The sequence below is a fragment of the Nocardioides sp. NPDC092400 genome (genome assembly GCF_040684155.1).
Taxonomy (GTDB): Bacteria; Actinomycetota; Actinomycetes; order Propionibacteriales; family Nocardioidaceae; genus Nocardioides.
In genome coordinates this window covers 672018-690464 of sequence record NZ_JBFBFJ010000002.1, presented here as the reverse complement: position 1 = coordinate 690464, position 18447 = coordinate 672018, and the positions used below count along the sequence as shown (strand labels likewise).

Annotated in this window: 18 protein-coding genes; 3 read left to right on the top strand and 15 right to left on the bottom strand. The window is 72.9% G+C overall.

The window, feature by feature from the left end; all coding sequences use genetic code 11:
- Positions 1-9 precede the first annotated feature (9 nt).
- The 13 genes from nuoK to AB0N29_RS10715 form a co-directional block, all read right to left on the bottom strand.
- Positions 10-303 (bottom strand): NADH-quinone oxidoreductase subunit NuoK, encoded by a 294-nt coding sequence (nuoK, locus tag AB0N29_RS10775; protein ID WP_300959579.1) that lies wholly within the window; start codon positions 301-303, stop codon positions 10-12.
- 5 nt (positions 304-308) lie between these two features.
- Positions 309-1169 (bottom strand): NADH-quinone oxidoreductase subunit J, encoded by an 861-nt coding sequence (locus tag AB0N29_RS10770; RefSeq protein ID WP_302269554.1) that lies wholly within the window; start codon positions 1167-1169, stop codon positions 309-311.
- Positions 1166-1759, bottom strand: coding sequence for an NADH-quinone oxidoreductase subunit NuoI (gene nuoI, locus AB0N29_RS10765; RefSeq protein ID WP_302269553.1), 594 nt, complete (start codon positions 1757-1759; stop codon positions 1166-1168). Before nuoI ends, AB0N29_RS10770 begins: the two co-directional genes overlap by 4 nt.
- A complete protein-coding gene (gene nuoH / locus AB0N29_RS10760; RefSeq protein WP_364866862.1) occupies positions 1759-3066 on the bottom strand; it encodes an NADH-quinone oxidoreductase subunit NuoH in 1308 nt (435 codons plus the stop codon). Before nuoH ends, nuoI begins: the two co-directional genes overlap by 1 nt.
- A gap of 5 nt (positions 3067-3071) precedes the next feature.
- Positions 3072-5534: an NADH-quinone oxidoreductase subunit G gene (locus AB0N29_RS10755; protein ID WP_364866522.1), complete on the bottom strand. Its 2463-nt coding sequence runs from the start codon at positions 5532-5534 to the stop codon at positions 3072-3074.
- Positions 5531-6847 carry an NADH-quinone oxidoreductase subunit NuoF gene (gene nuoF / locus AB0N29_RS10750; protein ID WP_302269551.1) on the bottom strand — a complete coding sequence of 439 codons (1317 nt, stop codon included), beginning with the start codon at positions 6845-6847 and terminating at the stop codon, positions 5531-5533. Before nuoF ends, AB0N29_RS10755 begins: the two co-directional genes overlap by 4 nt.
- Positions 6844-7671, bottom strand: a complete 828-nt coding sequence (gene nuoE, locus AB0N29_RS10745; protein ID WP_364866519.1) for an NADH-quinone oxidoreductase subunit NuoE — start codon at positions 7669-7671, stop codon at positions 6844-6846. Before nuoE ends, nuoF begins: the two co-directional genes overlap by 4 nt.
- Positions 7668-9008: an NADH-quinone oxidoreductase subunit D gene (locus AB0N29_RS10740; RefSeq protein WP_364866517.1), complete on the bottom strand. Its 1341-nt coding sequence runs from the start codon at positions 9006-9008 to the stop codon at positions 7668-7670. The genes nuoE and AB0N29_RS10740 overlap by 4 nt, the downstream gene beginning before the upstream one ends.
- 88 nt (positions 9009-9096) lie before the next feature.
- A complete protein-coding gene (locus AB0N29_RS10735; protein WP_364866515.1) occupies positions 9097-9831 on the bottom strand; it encodes an NADH-quinone oxidoreductase subunit C in 735 nt (244 codons plus the stop codon).
- On the bottom strand, positions 9828-10382 hold the full coding sequence (locus tag AB0N29_RS10730) for an NADH-quinone oxidoreductase subunit B (RefSeq protein ID WP_302269547.1): 555 nt from the start codon (positions 10380-10382) through the stop codon (positions 9828-9830). Before AB0N29_RS10730 ends, AB0N29_RS10735 begins: the two co-directional genes overlap by 4 nt.
- Before the next feature lie 271 nt (positions 10383-10653).
- Positions 10654-11013 carry an NADH-quinone oxidoreductase subunit A gene (locus AB0N29_RS10725; RefSeq protein WP_302269546.1) on the bottom strand — a complete coding sequence of 120 codons (360 nt, stop codon included), beginning with the start codon at positions 11011-11013 and terminating at the stop codon, positions 10654-10656.
- A gap of 314 nt (positions 11014-11327) precedes the next feature.
- Positions 11328-12017, bottom strand: a complete 690-nt coding sequence (locus tag AB0N29_RS10720; RefSeq protein WP_364866512.1) for a demethylmenaquinone methyltransferase — start codon at positions 12015-12017, stop codon at positions 11328-11330.
- A gap of 44 nt (positions 12018-12061) precedes the next feature.
- Positions 12062-12697, bottom strand: a complete 636-nt coding sequence (locus AB0N29_RS10715; protein ID WP_302269544.1) for a hypothetical protein — start codon at positions 12695-12697, stop codon at positions 12062-12064.
- Positions 12698-12836: 139 nt separating this feature from the next.
- Between AB0N29_RS10715 and AB0N29_RS10710 the strand changes: the two genes are divergently transcribed.
- On the top strand, positions 12837-14111 hold the full coding sequence (locus tag AB0N29_RS10710) for an isochorismate synthase (protein ID WP_364866509.1): 1275 nt from the start codon (positions 12837-12839) through the stop codon (positions 14109-14111).
- A 35-nt stretch (positions 14112-14146) separates the two neighbouring features.
- Here AB0N29_RS10710 and AB0N29_RS10705 read toward each other — a convergent pair whose 3' ends face one another.
- Positions 14147-14785: an MBL fold metallo-hydrolase gene (locus tag AB0N29_RS10705; RefSeq protein ID WP_364866507.1), complete on the bottom strand. Its 639-nt coding sequence runs from the start codon at positions 14783-14785 to the stop codon at positions 14147-14149.
- Positions 14786-14851: 66 nt separating this feature from the next.
- Here AB0N29_RS10705 and AB0N29_RS10700 point away from each other — a divergent pair, with 66 nt between their 5' ends.
- Together AB0N29_RS10700 and AB0N29_RS10695 are read left to right on the top strand one after the other, a co-directional pair.
- Positions 14852-15337, top strand: a complete 486-nt coding sequence (locus AB0N29_RS10700) for a GNAT family N-acetyltransferase (RefSeq protein WP_302269541.1) — start codon at positions 14852-14854, stop codon at positions 15335-15337.
- Positions 15334-16530, top strand: coding sequence for a cytochrome P450 (locus AB0N29_RS10695; protein ID WP_364866504.1), 1197 nt, complete (start codon positions 15334-15336; stop codon positions 16528-16530). The genes AB0N29_RS10700 and AB0N29_RS10695 overlap by 4 nt, the downstream gene beginning before the upstream one ends.
- 42 nt (positions 16531-16572) lie before the next feature.
- Here the strand turns inward: AB0N29_RS10695 and AB0N29_RS10690 are convergent, their stop codons facing one another.
- Positions 16573-18441: a Na+/H+ antiporter gene (locus tag AB0N29_RS10690; RefSeq protein ID WP_302269539.1), complete on the bottom strand. Its 1869-nt coding sequence runs from the start codon at positions 18439-18441 to the stop codon at positions 16573-16575.
- Positions 18442-18447: the final 6 nt, after the last annotated feature.

Genomic DNA, 18447 nt, shown 5'->3' with positions numbered 1-18447 from the left:
CTCTCTTCCTCAGTACTTCAGCAGGCTGGCGTCGTCGACCGAGGCCGACCGGCGGGTGCGGAAGATGGTCATGATGATCGCGAGGCCCACGACGACCTCGGCCGCCGCGACGACCATGACGAAGAACGCCGCGATCTGCCCGTCGAGGTTGCCGTGCTGCTTGGCGAAGGCCACGAGCGCGAGGTTGCAGGCGTTGAGCATCAGCTCCACGCACATGAAGACCACGATCGCGTTGCGGCGGGTCAGCACCCCCACGCAGCCGATGCTGAACAGGATCGCCGACAGCACGACGTACGGCGTCACGTCGGTCACCGGTGTGCCTCCTCGTCCGTGCCCGGGCCACCGGTGCCGGTGCTCGGGTTCTCGGTGTTGTGGCCCGAGCCGGCGGAGCCGTCCGCGGGCGTGCCGGAGCCTCCGGGGACCCCGCCCAGCGAGCGCTGGACGTCCTCGATGTCGTCGGCGAGGTCGGGGGCGGAGCGGATGGTGCCGCGGGCGGCCAGCGTCCGGGAGACCGAGGACTCCGAGGGCGTGCCGTCGGGGAGCAGCGCGGGGGTGTCGACCGCGTTGTGCCGCGCGTAGACGCCGGGCGCCGGGAGCGGGCCGAGGTGCTCGCCGCGCTCGGCGAAGTCGCGGACCCGCTGGGCGGCGCGGACCGGCTGGGTCGGCTTGGGCCCGAGCCGCTCGCGGTGCGCCAGCACCATCGCGCCCACCGCGGCGGTGATCAGCAGCGCGCTGGTCGTCTCGAAGACGAAGACGTAGCGGGAGAAGAGGATGTTGGCCAGCGCCTCGATGTTCCCACCCTCGTTCGCGGCGTCGAGGCCGACGACCGTGCCGAGGGTGATCTGACCGACGCTGGCGACCAGCACCACGCCCAGGCCGATCCCCAGCACGACGGCCATCGTCCGCTGGCCCCGGATCGTCTCCACGATCGAGTCGGAGGCGTCGACGCCGACGAGCATCAGCACGAAGAGGAAGAGCATGAGGATCGCGCCGGTGTAGACGATGATCTGCACCGCGAAGAGGAACGGCGCCTCGAGCACGGCGTACAGCACCGCCAGGCTGATCATCACGACCGCCAGCAGCAGCGCGGCGTGGACCGCCTTGCGCACGACGAGGATGCCCAGCGCTGCGAGCACCATGACCGGCGCGAGGATCCAGAACGCGGTCACCGGCCGGCCTCCCGCAGCGTCGCGTCGTCGTCGGTGGGCACGCCGGGGGCGGTGCCGGTCGAGGGCGACGGCGGTGCCGCGAAGGTGCCGCGGTAGTAGTCGCCCTCGTCGCTGCCCAGCAGCATCGGGTGCGGCGGCTGCTCCATGCCGGGCAGGAGCGGGGCGAGCAGGTCGGACTTCTCGTAGATCAGGTCCGCGCGGTTGTCGTCGGCCAGCTCGTACTCGTTGGTCATCGTCAGCGCCCGGGTCGGGCAGGCCTCGATGCACAGCCCGCACAGGATGCAGCGCAGGTAGTTGATCTGGTAGACGCGCCCGTACCGCTCCCCCGGGCTGAAGCGCTCGGCCTCGGTGTTCGAGGCGCCCTCGACGTAGATCGCGTCCGCGGGGCAGGCCCAGGCGCACAGCTCGCAGCCCACGCACTTCTCCAGCCCGTCGGGCCAGCGGTTGAGCTGGTGCCGGCCGTGGAAGCGCGGCGCCGTCGGCTGCTTCTCGAAGGGGTACTGCTCGGTGACGACCTTCTTGAACATCGTGCGGAAGGTGACGCCGAAACCCGCGATCGGGTCCCAGAACTGTTCCTTGACGGTGGCCATCAGCTCTCTCCTGCCGTCGACCGGGCGGTCGTCGGGTGGTCGAAGGTCAGCGGTGCGGCGGCGCCGCGCACCGGGCCGCCGGCCGGCATCGCCGGGACCGGGAAGCCGCCGGAGGCGCCCGCGCCTCCGGGCCGGTCGGCCGCCCGCCGGTCCTCGGTGGGCTCCTCACCGGAGTCCCCGACGAAGAACAGCGCGAGGAAGATCACCGCCAGCACACCGATCCCGATGAGGAGGTACCGGCGGTCGATGCCGCCCTCCAGCGAGGTGGCGCGGATCGTGGCGACCGCGATGATCCACACCAGCGCGACCGGGATCAGCCGCTTCCAGCCGAACGCCATGAACTGGTCGTAGCGCAGCCGCGGCAGCGACCCGCGCAGCCAGATGAAGCCGAAGATGAAGAAGAGCACCTTGCCGAAGAACCACAGCACCGGCCAGTAGCCCTCGTTGAACCCGCCGTACAGCTCGTCGATCCAGAACGGCGCGTGCCAGCCGCCGAGGAACAGGGTCGTGGCCAGCGCCGAGACGGTCGCCATGTTGATGTACTCGGCGAGGAAGAACAGCGCGAACTTCAGCGAGGAGTACTCGGTGTGGAACCCGCCGACCAGCTCGCCCTCGGCCTCGGGGAGGTCGAACGGCGCGCGGTTGGTCTCCCCGACCATGGCGATCAGGTAGATGACGAACGACGGCACGAGGATCAGCCCGAACCACAGGTCGTCCTGGGCCGCGACGATCTCCGAGGTCGACATGGACCCGGCGTAGAGGAAGACCGCCACGAGGGCGAGCCCCATCGCGACCTCGTAGGAGATCATCTGCGCGCTCGAGCGGAGCCCGCCGAGCAAGGAGTACGTCGAGCCGCTGGACCAGCCGCCGAGCACGATGCCGTAGATGCCGATCGAGGCGATCGCCATCACGAACAGCACGGCGACCGGCATGTCGGTCAGCTGCAGCGGCGTGCGCTCCCCGAAGAAGCTCACCTCGGGCCCGAAGGGGATGACCGCGAACGTCACGAACGCCGGCACCACCGCGATCACCGGGGCGAGGAGGAAGACCGCCTTGTCGGCGGCGGTGGGGATGATGTCCTCCTTCAGCGCCAGCTTCACGCCGTCGGCCAACGACTGCAGCAGGCCGAAGGGCCCGTTGACGTTGGGGCCGATGCGGTGCTGCATCCGCGCGACGACCCGGCGCTCCCACCAGATGTTGAACAGGGTGAGGAGCACCAGGACGACGAAGATGAGCAGCGTCTTCACGAGGATGACCCACCACGGGTCACCACCGAACGCCGAGAGGTCCGGCCCGTCGGCCGCCATCGCGATCACTGGCTCGCTCCCTTCACGGTCACGCGCGACCCGGGTGAGGCCAGGCCGGCCAGCACCCCGTCGCCGAACGAGTTCGCCGGGACCCAGACCACGCCGTCGACGAGGTCGGAGGTGATCTCGGCCGGCAGGGTCACCGAGCCGCGGTCACCGGTGAGGGTCACGGTCGGGCCGAGCGCGTCGTACGTCGCGGCGGTCACGCGGGCGACCGGCATCCGGGCGGTGGCCCGCAGGGCGGCGTCGCCGTCCTGCATCGTGCCCAGGTCGAGCATCTGCTTCCAGGTGGAGAGCACGAAGCCGTCCTGCCCGCCCTGCCCGCCATGGCCGGTCGGCGCCGACGACACCGGGACCGCGGGGTCCGCGGCCGGCCGGTCGCGCTCGCCGTCCCAGCCGCCGAGCTCCTCCATCCGGGCCCGGACGTCGGCGACGGTGCGGAACCCGAGCGGTCGGCCGCGGCCGAGCAGCGCCAGCTCCTCGGCGACGCCGGCGAGGACGCGCAGGTCCGGCAGCGAGGCCGGGTTGGTGAAGACCGCCTCGAAGGGCCGGGGCCGGCCCTCCCAGGTGATGAACGTGCCCGCCTTGTCGCTGACCGGGGCAACCGGGAAGACCACGTCGGCCTCCCGGGTCACGTCGGTCTCGCGCACCTCCAGCGCCACGACGAAGCGCGCGGCGCGCAGGGCGGCCCTGGTCGCGGCCGGGTCGGCGGTGTCGTCGGGGTCCACGCCGCCGACGACCACGCCCCCGAGCTCGCCGGTCCGGAGGGCGGCGACGATCCGGTCGGCGTCGCGTCCGGGCGCCTCGGGCAGCGACGGCACGCCCCAGGTGGTGGCGGCGTCGACGCGGGCGGCGGCGTCGGCGACCGGGCGGCCGCCGGGCAGCAGGGTCGGCAGGCAGCCCGCCTCGACCGCACCCCGGTCGCCGGCGCGGCGCGGCACCCAGGCCAGCCGGGCGCCGGTGCGCCGGGCGAGCGCCGCCGCCGCGGTGAGGGCGCCGGGCGAGGTCGCGAGCCGCTCCCCCACCAGGACCACGGTGTCGGCGTCGACACCGTGCTCGGCGCGCTCGGCGAGCGACTCGATCACGGCCGCCTCCGTGCCGGGCGCCGCAGGCAGGAGCACGCCGTTCATCTTGCGCAGGCCGCGGCTGCTGTAGGGCGCGACGGAGAGCACGCGGGTGCCGCGGCCGGACGCCTTGCGCAGGCGCAGGAAGATCGCGCCCGCCTCGTCCTCCGGCTCGAGCCCGGCGAGGACAACGGTCCGCGCGGACTCCAGGTCGGCGTACGTCACCGCGCCGCCCCAGGGGCCGGTCAGCACGACCTCGGAGGCGAGGAAGTCCGCCTCCTCCGCCGAGAGCGGCCGGGCGCGGAAGTCGACGTCGTTGGTGCCGAGGGAGACGCGGGCGAAGACGCTGTAGGCGTAGGCGTCCTCGGCGGTGAGCCGGCCGCCGGGGAGCACGCCGACCGCACCGGCCTCCGCGAGGCCGCGGGCCGCGATGGCGAACGCCTCCGTCCACGACGCCGGGCGGAGGCCGCCGTCGGCGTCACGGACCTGCGGGTAGGTCAGTCGGTCGGGCTGCTGGGCGTAGTGGAACGCGAAGCGGTCCTTGTCGGTGATCCACTCCTCGTTGACCTCGGGGTCGTTGCCCGAGAGCCGGCGCATCACCTTGCCGCGGCGGTGGTCCACGCGGATCGCGGACCCGCAGGCGTCGTGCTCGGCGACGGCCGGGGTGGAGACGAGGTCGAAGGGGCGCGAGCGGAAGCGGTACTCCGCGCTGGTCAGCGCCCCGACCGGGCAGATCTGGATGGTGTTGCCGGAGAAGTAGCTCTCGAAGGGCTCCTTCTCGTAGATCCCGACCTGCTGGAGCGCGCCGCGCTCGACCAGGGCGATGAACGGGTCGCCGGCGATCTGCTCGGAGAAGCGGGTGCACCGGGCGCACAGCACGCAGCGCTCGCGGTCGAGCAGCACCTGGGCGGAGATGTTGATCGGCTTGGGATAGGTCCGCTTGACGCCGCCGGACGCCGCGAAGCGGGACTCGCCCCGGCCGTTGGACATCGCCTGGTTCTGCAGGGGGCACTCCCCGCCCTTGTCGCAGACCGGGCAGTCCAGCGGGTGGTTGATCAGCAGGAACTCCATGACGCCCTGCTGGGCCTTGTCGGCCACCTCGCTGGTCGCCTGGGTGGTGACCACCATCCCCTCGGCGACCGGCAGCGTGCAGGAGGCCTGCGGCTTGGGGAAGCCGCGTCCGTTGCCGGCGTCGGGGACGTCGACCAGGCACTGGCGGCAGGCGCCGACGGGTGCCAGCAGCGGGTGGTCGCAGAATCGCGGGATCTGCACGCCGACCTGCTCGGCCGCGCGGATCACCAGGGTGTCCTTCGGGACGCTCACCTCGACGCCGTCGATGGTCAGCGTGACCAGGTCGGTCCGCTCGGCCTCCGCGGCGCGGGCCTTCTCCGGGGTCGTCGTCATGCCGTCGCTCCCACGGTCCGGTCGGACCACGCGGTCGAGGCGGCCGGGTCGAACGGGCAGCCGCCGTGGGTGAGGTGCGCGAGGTACTCCTCGCGGAAGTGCTTGATCGAGCTGGAGATGGGGCTGGTCGCGCCGTCGCCCAGCGCGCAGAAGGAGCGGCCCAGGATGTTGTCGCACTGGTCGAGCAGCAGGTCGAGGTCGGCCTCGGAGCCCTGGCCCTTCTCCAGCCGGGCGAGGGTCTGCACCAGCCACCACGTCCCCTCGCGGCACGGGGTGCACTTGCCGCAGGACTCGTGCTTGTAGAACTCCGTCCAGCGCAGCACCGCCCGCACCACGCAGACGGTCTCGTCGAAGAGCTGCAGCGCGCGGGTGCCGAGCATGGAGCCGGCCGCGCCGACCCCCTCGAAGTCCAGCGGCACGTCGAGGTGCTCGGGGGTCAGCAGCGGCGTGCTGGAGCCGCCGGGGGTCCAGAACTTCAGCTCGTGCCCCTCGCGCATCCCGCCGGCGAGGTCGATCAGCTGGCGCAGCGTGATGCCCAGCGGCGCCTCGTACTGGCCGGGGCGCTGCACGTGCCCGGAGAGGGAGAAGATGCCGAAGCCCTTGGACTTCTCGGTGCCCATGCCCGCGAACCACTCGGCACCGTTGGCGATGATGCTCGGCACCGAGGAGATCGACTCGACGTTGTTGATGACCGTCGGGCTGGCGTAGAGGCCGGCGACCGCGGGGAACGGCGGGCGCAGGCGCGGCTGCCCGCGGCGGCCCTCGAGGCCCTCGAGCAGCGCGGTCTCCTCGCCGCAGATGTAGGCACCGGCGCCGGCGTGGACGACCACGTCGAGGTCGTAGCCGGAGCCGTGGATGTCGCGACCGAGGTGGCCGGCGGCGTACGCCTCGGCGACCGCGGCCTGGACCCGGCGGATGACGTGGAGGACCTCGCCGCGGATGTAGATGAACGCCGTGTGCGCCCGGATCGCGAAGCTGCTGAGGATGACGCCCTCGACCAGCGTGTGCGGGCTGGCCATCATCAGCGGGATGTCCTTGCAGGTCCCCGGCTCGGACTCGTCGGCGTTGACGACGAGGTACTTGGGGTTGGGGTTGTCCTGGGGGATGAAGGACCACTTCATCCCGGTGGGGAAGCCTGCGCCGCCGCGGCCGCGCAGGCCCGAGTCCTTGACCGCCGCGATGACGGCGTCGGGGCCCATCGCGAACGCCGTGTCCAGCGCGCGGTAGCCGCCGCGCCGGGTGTGGGCGTCGAGGGTCCAGGACCGCTCGTCGGCCCAGCCGGCGGTGAGGACGGGGGTGAGGGTGTCGGTCACTTCGCGTCTCCCTTCTCGGCGGCCGTCTCGGTCGTCGGGCTCTCCTTCTCGACCACGGCGGCCTCGGCCTCCTTGGTCCCGGCGTCCGCCGTGGCGGCCGCCTCCTGGCGGGGCTCCTCGGCGACCGCGTGCCGGCCGTCGCGCTGGTCCGGGTCGCCCTGCGGGGCGGTGTCGGGCGAGGGCGCGGACCAGCCGCGCTCGGCGGCCAGGCCCAGCCCGACCAGCGAGGCGGGTCCCGCGCTCGGGCCCTCGTCGACGCGACCGTCGGGGAAGCCGGCGAGCACGCGCGCGGCCTCCTTGAACGTGCAGATCCGCGGGCCGCGGGTGGAGCGGACCTCCACGCCGGAGCGCAGGTCGTCGACGAGCCGGACGGCCGACTCGGGGGTCTGGTTGTCGACGAACTCCCAGTTCACCATCATCACCGGCGCGTAGTCGCAGGCCGCGTTGCACTCGAGGTGCTCGAGCGTCACCTTGCCGTCGGCGGTGGTCTCGTCGTTGCCGACGTCGAGGTGGTCCTTGAGCCGGGCGAAGATCTCGTCGCCGCCCATGACCGCGCACAGCGTGTTGGTGCAGACGCCGACGTGGTAGTCGCCGACCGGCTTGCGCTTGTACATCGTGTAGAAGGTCGCGACCCCGCTGACCTCGGCCGCGGAGATGCCGAGCACGTCGGCGCAGGCCTCGATGCCCTCGGGGGTGATCCGGCCGTCGACGGACTGCACGAGGTGCAGCATCGGCAGCAGCCCCGACCGCGGCTGCGGGTAGCGCGCGGCGATCGCCCGCAGCTCGGCGTAGGTGTCCTCGGTGATCTCCGACCGGGTGCTCATCGGTCGACACCTCCCATCACGGGGTCGATGGAGGCGATGGCGACGATGACGTCGGCGACCATGCCGCCCTCGCTCATCACGCTCGTGGCCTGCAGGTTGGTGAACGAGGGGTCGCGGAAGTGCACGCGGAAGGGACGGGTGCCGCCGTCGGAGACGACGTGCGCGCCGAGCTCGCCGCGGGGGCCCTCGACGGGGACGTAGGCCTGTCCGGCCGGGACCCGGAAGCCCTCGGTCACCAGCTTGAAGTGGTGGATGAGCGCCTCCATCGACTCGCCCATGATGTGGCGGATGTGGTCGAGGCTGTTGCCCATGCCGTCGCTGCCGATGGCCAGCTGGCTGGGCCAGGCGATCTTCTTGTCCTCGATCATCACCGGGGCGCCCTCAAGGCCGGCCAGCCGGTCGGCGGCCTGCTCGACGATCTTCAGCGACTCCCACATCTCGGCCAGCCGGATCCGGAACCGGCCGTAGGAGTCGGCGGTGTCCCAGGTCTGCACGTCGAAGTCGTAGGTCTCGTAGCCGCAGTAGGGCTGGGTCTTGCGCAGGTCCCAGGGGTAGCCGGTGCTGCGCAGCACCGGGCCGGTGATGCCGAGGGCGAGGCACCCCTCGAGGTCGAGGTGGCCGACGTCGACCAGCCGCGCCTTGAAGATCGGGTTGGCGTTGCACAGCGCCTCGTACTCCGGCAGCCGCTTGCGCATCAGCGCGATGAACGCGCGGATCTCGTCCAGCGCGCCCGGCGGGAGGTCCTGGGCGACGCCGCCGGGGCGGATGAACGCGTGGTTCATCCGCAGGCCGGTGATCAGCTCGAAGAGGTCCAGCACCAGCTCGCGCTCGCGGAAGCCGATCGTCATCACGGTCAGCGCGCCGATCTCCATGCCACCGGTGGCGATCGCCACCAGGTGGGAGGAGATGCGGTTGAGCTCCATGAGGAGCACCCGCATGACGTCGGCCTTCTCCGGGACCTGGTCCTCGATGTCGAGCAGCCGCTCGACGCCCAGGCAGTACGTCGCCTCGTTGAAGAACGGCGAGAGGTAGTCCATCCGGGTGCAGAACGTGACGCCCTGGACCCAGGAGCGGAACTCCATGTTCTTCTCGATGCCGGTGTGCAGGTAGCCGATGCCGCAGCGGGCCTCGGTCACCGTCTCGCCCTCGAGCTCGAGGATCAGCCGGAGCACCCCGTGGGTCGAGGGGTGCTGGGGGCCCATGTTGACGACGACCCGCTCGGAGTCGTCCTCGGCGAGGCCCTCGGCGATCTGGTCCCAGTCCTGGCCCGAGACGGTGAAGACGCGGCCCTCGCTGGTCTCGGTCGAGCCGGCGTAGATGTCGTGCTGAGCGGTCATGGCTGCGTTCTCCGGGACGTCGGGGTCCCCGCGGCGTCGTCGGCCGGAGGAGCGAAGCGGGGGAGGTGGGGGACGTCGTGGGGTGACATCAGCTGTAGCTCCGTCGCTGGTCGGGCGGCGGGATGGTGCCGCCCTTGTACTCCACGGGGATGCCGCCCAGCGGGTAGTCCTTGCGCTGGGGGTGGCCGGGCCAGTCGTCCGGCATGAGGATCCGGGTCAGGGACGGGTGGCCGTCGAAGACGATCCCGAACATGTCGTAGGTCTCCCGCTCGTGCCAGTCGGCCGTGGGGTACGTCGCCACGATCGACGGCAGGTGCGGGTCGGCGTCGGGCACGGCCACCTCGAGGCGGACCCGGCGGTTCCAGGTCATCGAGAGCAGGTGGTAGACCGCGTGCAGCTCCCGGCCGTTGTCGTCGGGGTAGTTCACCCCGCTGACCCCGGTCATCAGCTCGAAGCGGAGGCTCGGGTCGTCGCGCAGCGCGCGGGCGACCGCCGGGAGCGCGTCGCGCCGCACGTGGAAGGTGATCTCGCCGCGGTGGACCACGACGCCCTCGACGCCGTCGGTCACCCCGGCCGCGGCGAGCGCGGTGTCGAGCGCGGCGGCGACCTCCTCGTGCCAGCCCTCGAGCGGGCGGCGCGCGAGCCCGGGGTACACCACGGGCTGGACGAGACCGCCGTACCCGCTGGTGTCGCCGGAGCCCTTCGTGCCGAACATCCCGTGGCGGGCACCGACGGCGCGCACCTCGGGGTCGAGCGTGGCCGGGGCGTTCTCCGGGGACTCCTCCACGGCCCGCTGGTCGGGTGCCTTGCCGGGATCGCTCATCGCAGCATCCCGCGCATCTCGGAGGTGGGCAGGGCCGCGAGCGCGGCGTTCTCGCGCTCCTCGACCTCGCGGGCCCGGTTGGCACCGAGCTTGGTCTGCTGGACCTGGTCGTGCAGCTTGAGGATCGCGTCGATCAGCATCTCCGGCCGCGGCGGGCAGCCGGGGAGGTACATGTCGACGGGGACGACGTGGTCGACGCCCTGGACGATCGCGTAGTTGTTGAACATGCCGCCGCTGGAGGCGCACACGCCCATGGCCAGGACCCACTTGGGCTCGGGCATCTGGTCGTAGATCTGGCGCAGGACCGGCGCCATCTTCTGGCTCACCCGGCCGGCCACGATCATCAGGTCGGCCTGGCGCGGGCTGGCGCGGAAGACCTCCATGCCGAACCGGGCGAGGTCGTACTTCGGCCCACCGCTGGTCATCATCTCGATCGCGCAGCAGGCCAGGCCGAAGGTCGCCGGCCAGAACGACGCCTTGCGCATGTAGCCGGCGACACCCTCGACCGTGGTCAGCAGGACGCCGCTGGGGAGCTTCTCCTCGATACCCATCAGGAGATCCCTTCCGGAAGGACGGATGGTGCCAGGGGTTGTGTGTTCGGTGTCGAGCGCAGCGGACGTGTCGAGCGCAGCGGACGTGCGGAGCGCAGCGGAGCGGTCGCCGACCGTGGAGAACGCAGGCAGGTGCGGTGCATCGCGGCCCGTGAGGGTCGCGAGGCGTCGTGCATGCCAAGGCCGACGAGGGAAGGCGACCTTCGTGCGGAGCGCAGCGGAGCGGTCGCCGACCGTGGAGAACGCAGGCAGGTGCGGTGCATCGCGGCCCTCAGTCCCACTCGAGGCCGCCGCGGCGCCACACGTAGGCGTAGGCGACGAAGACGGTGGCGATGAAGACGACCATCTCGACGAGCCCGAAGAAGGCCATCGCGTCGAAGTGCACGGCCCACGGGTAGAGGAAGATGATCTCGATGTCGAAGACGATGAAGAGCATCGCGGTGATGTAGTACTTCACCGGGAAGCGGCCGCCGCCGACCGGCTGCGGGGTGGGCTCGATGCCGCACTCGTAGCTGTCGAGCCGGGCCCGGTTGTAGCGCTTGGGCCCGACCAGGGCGCTCATCGCCACCGACCCGACCGCGAACAGGGTGGCCAGCGCGACCAGGGCCAGCACCGGTGTGTACAGCTCCACGGGCTCTCCTCCGCTACGTCGCTCGGGTGTCGCTCACGCGCCCCATGTGACCTTGTGAACTGAATCACTAAGTGGCGCGGAACACATAGTGCCACTGCTGGACGGCTGGCGCACGCAGGGGGTGGGAACCGGCGAAACCGCGTCTGACCTGGGCATTTAGGTCACGCAGGCATGGCGATATTGCAAAGCCGCTCTGACCTGCGAGAACGGCGCTGCGGACGCGTGTGTGGCGCAGGACACGCCGGACGGTCGGCGCGGGCGCACCCGTTCCGGCGGTGCTCCGCCGGGGCGGGCCGCGGCGGGGCCGCTGCGGACTACTTCGTCGCGCGGTGGAGGGCGACGATGCCGGCGGAGAGGTCGCGCCACTCGGGGCGCTCCCAGCCGGCCTCGGCCACGAGGTCGGCGAGACCGCGCTGGTCGGGCCAGGCGCGGATGGACTCGGCGAGGTAGACGTAGGCGTCGGGCGAGGAGGAGACGGCGCGCGCGATGGTCGGCAGCGCCTTCATGAGGTACTCGAGGTAGACGGTGCGGAACGCCGCGCTCGTCGGGTGGCTGAACTCGCAGACCACCAGCCGGCCACCGGGCTTGGTGACCCGGCGCATCTCGCGCAGGCCGGCGAGCGGGTCGACGATGTTGCGCAGCCCGAAGGAGATCGTGACGGCGTCGAAGGTGTCGTCGGCAAAGGGCAGGCGCGTGCCGTCACCAGCGGTGAAGGGCAGGTGCGGCCGCGCCTGCTTGCCGACCTGCAGCATGCCGAGGGAGAAGTCGCACGGCACGACCGTGGCGCCGCGGTCGGCGAAGGGCTGGCTGGAGGTGCCGGTGCCGGCGGCCAGGTCGAGGACCAGGTCGCCCCACCCGGCGTCGACGGCCTCGATGACCTCGTGCCGCCAACGGCGGTCCTGCCCGAGCGAGAGGACGTCGTTGGTCACGTCGTAGCGACGCGCGACCGCGTCGAACATCCGACGGACGTCGGTCGGCTGCTTGTCGAGCTCTGCACGGGCCACGGCCGAACCCTACGGGGGCCTGGCGCCCCGCCCGCACCCGCGGCTCAGGCCACCGACTCCCAGGCGGCGTCGACGAGCGCCACGAGGTCCTCGGGGGCGATCGAGGAGGCGGTCGCCTGCACGGTGAGCTCGTCCTCGCTGCGCTGGCACTCGACGTACGACGGGGTGTCGGCGTCGGCGGGCGCGCCGGCGGCCGGGTCGACGGCCTGGCGCTGGACGATGCAGACCGCGTCGCCCTCGCGCACGAGCTCCTGGGTGGCCGCACCGGTCGAGCCGGCGCCCTCCTCGGAGATCATCTCGGGGGCGAACGCGCCGCCGGCGGCGCGGAACGCCTGGACGAACACGGCCTGGGAGAGGTCCTCGCTGGCGTAGGTCCGGCTCGCGGCGGCGTGGTCGTAGACCTCGCCGAGCACGTCGTCGGCGTGCTCGCGGGCCGAGGCCTGGCGACCCGACAGCGTCTCTGCCTGGTCCTCGTCGTACTGCCCGGCGAACGCCCGGTCGAGGTCGGCCGCCACGTAGCCGCCCGGCAGCGTGTCCGGCAGGCCGAGGGGCTCCTCGGCACCGGCGCCGTCGGTGGTCCGAGGCAGGAGCACCGCGAAGACCACCAGCAGCGCGAGCACCGCCACACCGGCGAGGATGCCGAGCCAACGGGTCGTGGACGGGGACGGCGTGCTGCTCACGGGGTGGCTCCTCGATCGGGTGCTTCGGTCTGGACGGGCCCGACCGCGTGCGCCGGACGCCCCCGGGACGCTAACCCGCCGGCCTGAGGCGCACCTGAGCGGGTCCGGCCGCCCGCCGGGCGCTGGGTACGCTCGGGGGGTGACCACCCGTACGGCTCCGGACGAGCAGGTGTCCGCGGGCCCGCTGGTCGCGCGGACCGTGGCGCTCGACCCGGGCACCGCCTCCTCCCTGGTCGACCTGCTCCCCGCGGACGCGCCGGTCACCTGGCTGCGCCGCGGCGAGGGCCTGGTCGGGTGGGGCGTCGCGACCCAGGTGCGCACCCAGGGACCGACCCGCTTCGCCGACGCCGCCAAGTGGTGGACCGAGCTCGTCGGGCGGACCGACGTGCTCGACGAGGTGCAGGAGCCCGGCACCGGGCTCGTGTCGTTCGGCACCTTCGCCTTCGCCGACGAGCCGGGTGACTCCGTGCTCGTCGTGCCCTCGGTCGTCGTGGGCCGCCGCGGCGACCGGGCGTGGGTCACCGCCGTCTCCGCGGCCGGCGGGCCGCCGGTCTCCCCGGACGTCCGGGTCCGCGACGTGCCCCCGCCGCCGGTGGGGCTGACCTTCGCTGACGGTGCCCTGGACGGCGAGCGCTGGATGAGCGTCGTCGCCGACGCCGTCGCCCGGATCGGGGCCGGCGAGCTGGAGAAGGTCGTGCTGGCCCGCGACCTGGTCGCGACCGCGACCGAGCCGCTGGACGTGCGGTGGCCGCTGCGGCGGCTCGCCGCCGGCTACCCGATGTGCTGGACGTTCCACGTCGACGGGATGTTCGGCGCGACCCCCGAGATGCTCGTGCGCCGCGAGCGCGGGCTGGTCACCTCCCGCGTGCTCGCCGGCACCATCCGGCGCACCGGCGACGACGAGCGCGACCTGGCCCTGGCCGCGACGCTCGCCCGGTCCTCCAAGGACCTCGAGGAGCACGAGTACGCCGTCCGGTCGGTCGCCGACGCCCTCGAGCCGCACTGCTCGTCGATGAACGTCCCCGAGGCGCCGTTCGTGCTCCACCTGCCGAACGTCATGCACCTGGCCACCGACGTGAACGGCGTCGTCCACGACGCCGCCACCGTCTCCTCGCTGCAGCTCGCCGAGGCGCTCCACCCCTCCGCCGCGGTCGGCGGCACCCCCACCCCCGAGGCGACCGCGCTCATCTCGCGGATCGAGCGGATGGACCGCGGGCGGTACGCCGGACCGGTGGGCTGGATGGACGCCTCCGGCGACGGCGAGTGGGGCATCGCCCTGCGTTCGGGGTTCCACGACGGCGACACCGTCCGCCTCTTCGCCGGCTGCGGCGTGGTGGCCGACTCCGACCCCGAGTCCGAGCTGGCCGAGTCGCAGGCGAAGTTCGTGCCGGTCCGGGACTCGCTCGCCGACTGACGCCGCCGCCCGTCACCGGGGGGCGACCGGGCGGGTCAGAGGTCCTCGCCGTCGGCGAGCCGGGTGTAGGCCTGGCCGCGCGGCTCGAGGAACCGCTCCAGGTGCCCGCCGACGACCCCGAGGCCGACGTCGGAGTAGATCCGGTCGTGGATGGCGAGGTTGCGGCGCGCGCCGACCTCGCGGGCGAAGTCGACCGCCTCGGCGACCCGCAGCCAGGGCGCGGAGACCGGCAGGAGCAGCACGTCGACGTCCTGGCCGGGCCCGGTGAGGGCGTCGCCGGGGTGGTAGACCGACGTGCCGCCGGCCTCCAGCACGTAGCCGCAGTTCGCGATCCGCGGGAGCTCGGGGTGGATGACCGCGTGCAGCTCGCCGACGGCCCGCACCGAGACGGCTCCGACCTCGAACCGCTCCCCCGGCGAGACGACGTGCAGCCGGTCGACGAGGTCCGGGGCGTCCTCGCGCACGTGCGCCGCGACGCCCTCGATGGTGTGCACCGGCGCCTCCGCGCGGCGCAGGGAGCCGGCGGCGTAGTGGTCGGCGTGCTCGTGGGTGACCAGCACCGCGTCGACGCCGTCGACCGCGTCCGGGTCGGTGAAGCCGCCGGGGTCCAGCACGACCGTCGTGCCCTCGTGCTCGATCCGGACGCAGGCGTGGCCGAGCTTGGTGATCCGCATGACGTCACCGTAATCGGGCGGCAATCCCCTGACCGACGCCGTCCGGACGCTCCATACGATGAGTGGATGACCTCCTCCGACCGCTCCGACGGCGTCACCATCCGGCCGGCGGTCCTCGACGACGCCGACGCGCTCGGGCGTCTCCACGTCGCCTCGTGGGAGGAGGCCTACGCCCACCTGGTGCCCGAGAAGGTCCGTCGGGACAAGGAGCAGCACCTCGCCGAGCGGATCGAGGTGTGGCGCGAGATGGTCGCGCTCCACGACCGGACCCTGGTCGCCGAGGCGCCCGAGGGACTGGTCGGCTTCGCCGGCGCGGGCGAGCCCGACGAGCTCGGCCTGCCGCTGCTCGCGCTCTACGTCCGTGCGCACTGGTGGGGCACCGGCCTGGGCCACCTGCTCTTCGTGGCCACCGTCGACGACGCTCCGTCGTACCTGTGGGTCCTGGAGCCGAACAAGCGGGCGATCCGCTTCTACGAGAACCACGGCTACCACCCCGACGGCGCGTTCGAGCAGGCCGAGGAGGGCCTCCACATCCGCATGGTCCGGCCGTGACCGGCCGCCGCCGGTTCGACCTGTCCGACCCGGCCTTCGACGTCACCTCGGCGGAGGTCCACGCCGCCCGCGAGGAGGACTGGTACGTCGAGACGACCTGGGGCTGGGCGGTCCTGCGGTACGCCGAGGCGTCGGCCGTCCTCCGCGACCGCCGGTTCCGGCAGGGCAACGCCCGGTGGCCCGAGCAGAACGGCATCCACTCCGGCCTGTTCAGCGACTGGTGGGGCGAGACGCTGCTGAGCCTGGAGGGCGACGACCACGCCCGGATCCGGCGGCTGATGCTGCCGGCGTTCCGCAAGCGCGCGATCGAGGCGATGGTGCCGGGCTTCCAGGCGCTGGCCGAGGAGCTCGTCGACGCCTTCGCGCCGCGCGGACGCGTCGAGCTGGTCGCGGAGCTCGCCGAGCCGTACGCCGCCCGGGTCATCTGCCGGCTGCTCGGCCTCGACGAGGCGCACTGGGAGCAGGTGGCGCACTGGGCCGACGACCTCGGCGCGTCGTTCTCGATCGACGTCGGCAACCAGGTGCCCCGGATCGAGGCGGCGATCGAGGGGCTGACCGGCTATCTCGACGAGGTCGTGGCCGACCGGGCGGCGCACCCGCGCGAGGACCTCGTCACCGCGCTCGTGCAGGCGAGCCAGGGTGGCGAGGGCGGCGAGCGGCTGAGCCGCCGCGAGCTCGACGTCGCGCTCGTCTTCCTCGCCTTCGCCGGCATGGAGACCACCCGCAACCAGCTCGGGCTGGCCGTGCAGACCCTGCTCGAGCACCCCGACCAGTGGCGGCTGCTCGGCGAGCGGCCCGAGCTCGGGCGCAACGCCGTCGAGGAGGTCATGCGGGTCAACCCGACGGTCACCTGGGTGACCCGCGAGGCCGTCGAGGACGTCGACCTCCACGGCCTGCACGTCCCGGCCGGCGGCATCGTGCAGGTGCTCTCCCACAGCGCCGGCACCGACCCGCGCGCCGTGCCCTCACCGGCGTTCGACATCACCGCCGAGCGGCCGCCGCACCACGGCTTCGGCGCCGGCATCCACCACTGCCTGGGCCACTACGTCGCCCGCACCGACATGGCCGTCGCGCTGCCCCTGCTCGCCCGCCGGATGCCGGACGCCGTCCCCGACGGCCCCGGCCGCTGGCTGCCGGTCTCTGGCAACACCGGCGCGCTGTCGTTCCCCGTGCGGTTCACGCCGGGGCACTGAGGGCGGCCGCTGGCCGCCGCCGCTCGGCCACCGACCGGACGCTCAGGCGGTGGTGTGGTGCACGTAGCACCAGCGCCAGTCCTCGCCCGGCTCGGCGGACTGCATGACCGGGTGGGCGGTGTCGTGGAAGTGCCGGGTGGCGTGCTGGCGCGGCGAGGAGTCGCAGCAGCCGACGTGGCCGCAGTCGAGGCACTGGCGCAGGGCGACCCACTGGGTGCCCTCGGCGAGGCAGTCGGCGCACGCCGGGTCCTCGGCCGTCTCGACCGACGGGTGGGCGTCGAGCTCCTCGCAGCCGGCACCGGTACGACGCGCCTCGCGCTGGACGAGCTTGAGCTCCGCCCGCTCCTCGCTGGCGACGGTCAGCATCGACTCCTCCACGTCGAGCATGGAGAGCACGTCGGCGACCACGTCGGCCGGCGTGGAGCCGGAGCCGCGGATCTCGAGCACGCGGCGGCGCTCGGCCTCGATCATCGCCATCCGCACGCGGGCGTAGAGGTCGCTGGGGCTCTCCTGGTCGGGGGTCGTGCCGAGCCGCTCCCAGGCGGCGAAGTTGCGCTGGTCGACCCGCTGGCGGATCAGGTCGACGACGCCGTGCTGGTCCTCGTACTCCAGCCGGTCGAGCTCCTCGAAGGCCGCCTTCGACGCCTGCTGCAGCAGGGTGGCGCGGGCCAGGGCGTCCTCGGCCGGGTCGGGCGCCGGCACCTGCAGCCGCCGGGCGAACCACGGCAGCGTCATGCCCTGCAGGAACAGCGTCCCTGCCACGACCGTGAAGGCGGCCAGCAGCAGCACCTCGCGGTACGGCGTGTCCTCGGGCACCACGAACGCCGCGGCCAGCGTGACCACGCCGCGCATGCCGGCCCAGCCGAGGATGAAGGTGTGCGTCCACGGCGGCGGCTTGCCGGTCTCGAGCTCGGGCCCCGGCCGGACCAGCAGGTAGCGCGACGGGAAGACCCACACCATCCGGAGCACCACGACCGCGGCCAGCACCGCGAGGCAGAACGCCGTGATCCGGCCCAGGCCGAGGTCGCTGTCCGCGGCCCCCTCGACGATCCACCAGGCCTGGAGACCGATGAGCAGAAAGACGGTGTTCTCCAGGACGAAGGCGATCGTGCGCCAGTTGAGCCGCTCGGCGATCCGGGACTGCGCGCTCTGCAGCACCGGCGCCTTGTGGCCCAGCAGCAGGCCGGCGACCACCACGGCGAGGACGCCGGAGGCGTGCACCTCCTCGGCGGCGAGGTACGCCGCGAACGGCACGACCAGCGACATCGCGCTGTCGATCAGCGGGTCGGTGACCAGGCGCCGCACCTTGGCCACGACCAGGAAGAACACGACGCCCACGAGCACTCCCCCGCCGGCGGCGACGGCGAAGTCGAGGGTGACCCCCCACGCGTCCAGGCCGGTGCCGGCGGCGACCGCGAGGGCGGTGCGCAGGGACACCAGCGCGGTCGCGTCGTTGAGCAGCGACTCCCCCTCGAGGATCGTCACGACCCGGCGCGGCAGGCCGATCCGCCGCCCGATCGCGGTCGCGGCGACCGCGTCCGGCGGCGCGACGACGGCGCCGAGCGCGAGCGCCACCGCCCACGGCAGGTCCGGCAGCACCAGCCGCGCCACGACCGCGACCCCGGCGGCGGTGAAGACCACCAGGCCCACCGACAGCAGCAGGATCGGCCGGCGGTTGGCGTTGAAGTCGACCAGCGACGTCTGCTGCGCCGCGGCGTACAGCAGCGGCGGCAGGAGGCCCAGCAGCACCACGTCGTGGTCGAGGTAGACCTGCGGGACCTGCGGGAGGTACGACGCCGCGACGCCGACCGCGATCAGCAGGAACGGCGCTGGTACGTCGATCCGCTCGGCCACCGCTGTCGCGACGAGGACGGCCACGGCGATGCCGCAGAGCAGCAGGGCGATCTCCACCGCACC

Bases quoted from the DNA above. Each gene is read 5' to 3' on its own strand.
- nuoI (WP_302269553.1), bottom strand. From the start codon at position 1,759: ATGGCCACCGTCAAGGAACAGTTCTGGGACCCGATCGCGGGTTTCGGC.
- nuoH (WP_364866862.1), bottom strand. From the start codon at position 3,066: ATGGCGGCCGACGGGCCGGACCTCTCGGCGTTCGGTGGTGACCCGTGG.
- AB0N29_RS10755 (WP_364866522.1), bottom strand. From the start codon at position 5,534: ATGACGACGACCCCGGAGAAGGCCCGCGCCGCGGAGGCCGAGCGGACC.
- nuoE (WP_364866519.1), bottom strand. From the start codon at position 7,671: ATGAGCACCCGGTCGGAGATCACCGAGGACACCTACGCCGAGCTGCGG.
- AB0N29_RS10740 (WP_364866517.1), bottom strand. From the start codon at position 9,008: ATGACCGCTCAGCACGACATCTACGCCGGCTCGACCGAGACCAGCGAG.
- AB0N29_RS10735 (WP_364866515.1), bottom strand. From the start codon at position 9,831: ATGAGCGATCCCGGCAAGGCACCCGACCAGCGGGCCGTGGAGGAGTCC.
- AB0N29_RS10730 (WP_302269547.1), bottom strand. From the start codon at position 10,382: ATGGGTATCGAGGAGAAGCTCCCCAGCGGCGTCCTGCTGACCACGGTC.
- AB0N29_RS10705 (WP_364866507.1), bottom strand. From the start codon at position 14,785: ATGCGGATCACCAAGCTCGGCCACGCCTGCGTCCGGATCGAGCACGAG.
- AB0N29_RS10700 (WP_302269541.1), top strand. From the start codon at position 14,852: ATGACCTCCTCCGACCGCTCCGACGGCGTCACCATCCGGCCGGCGGTC.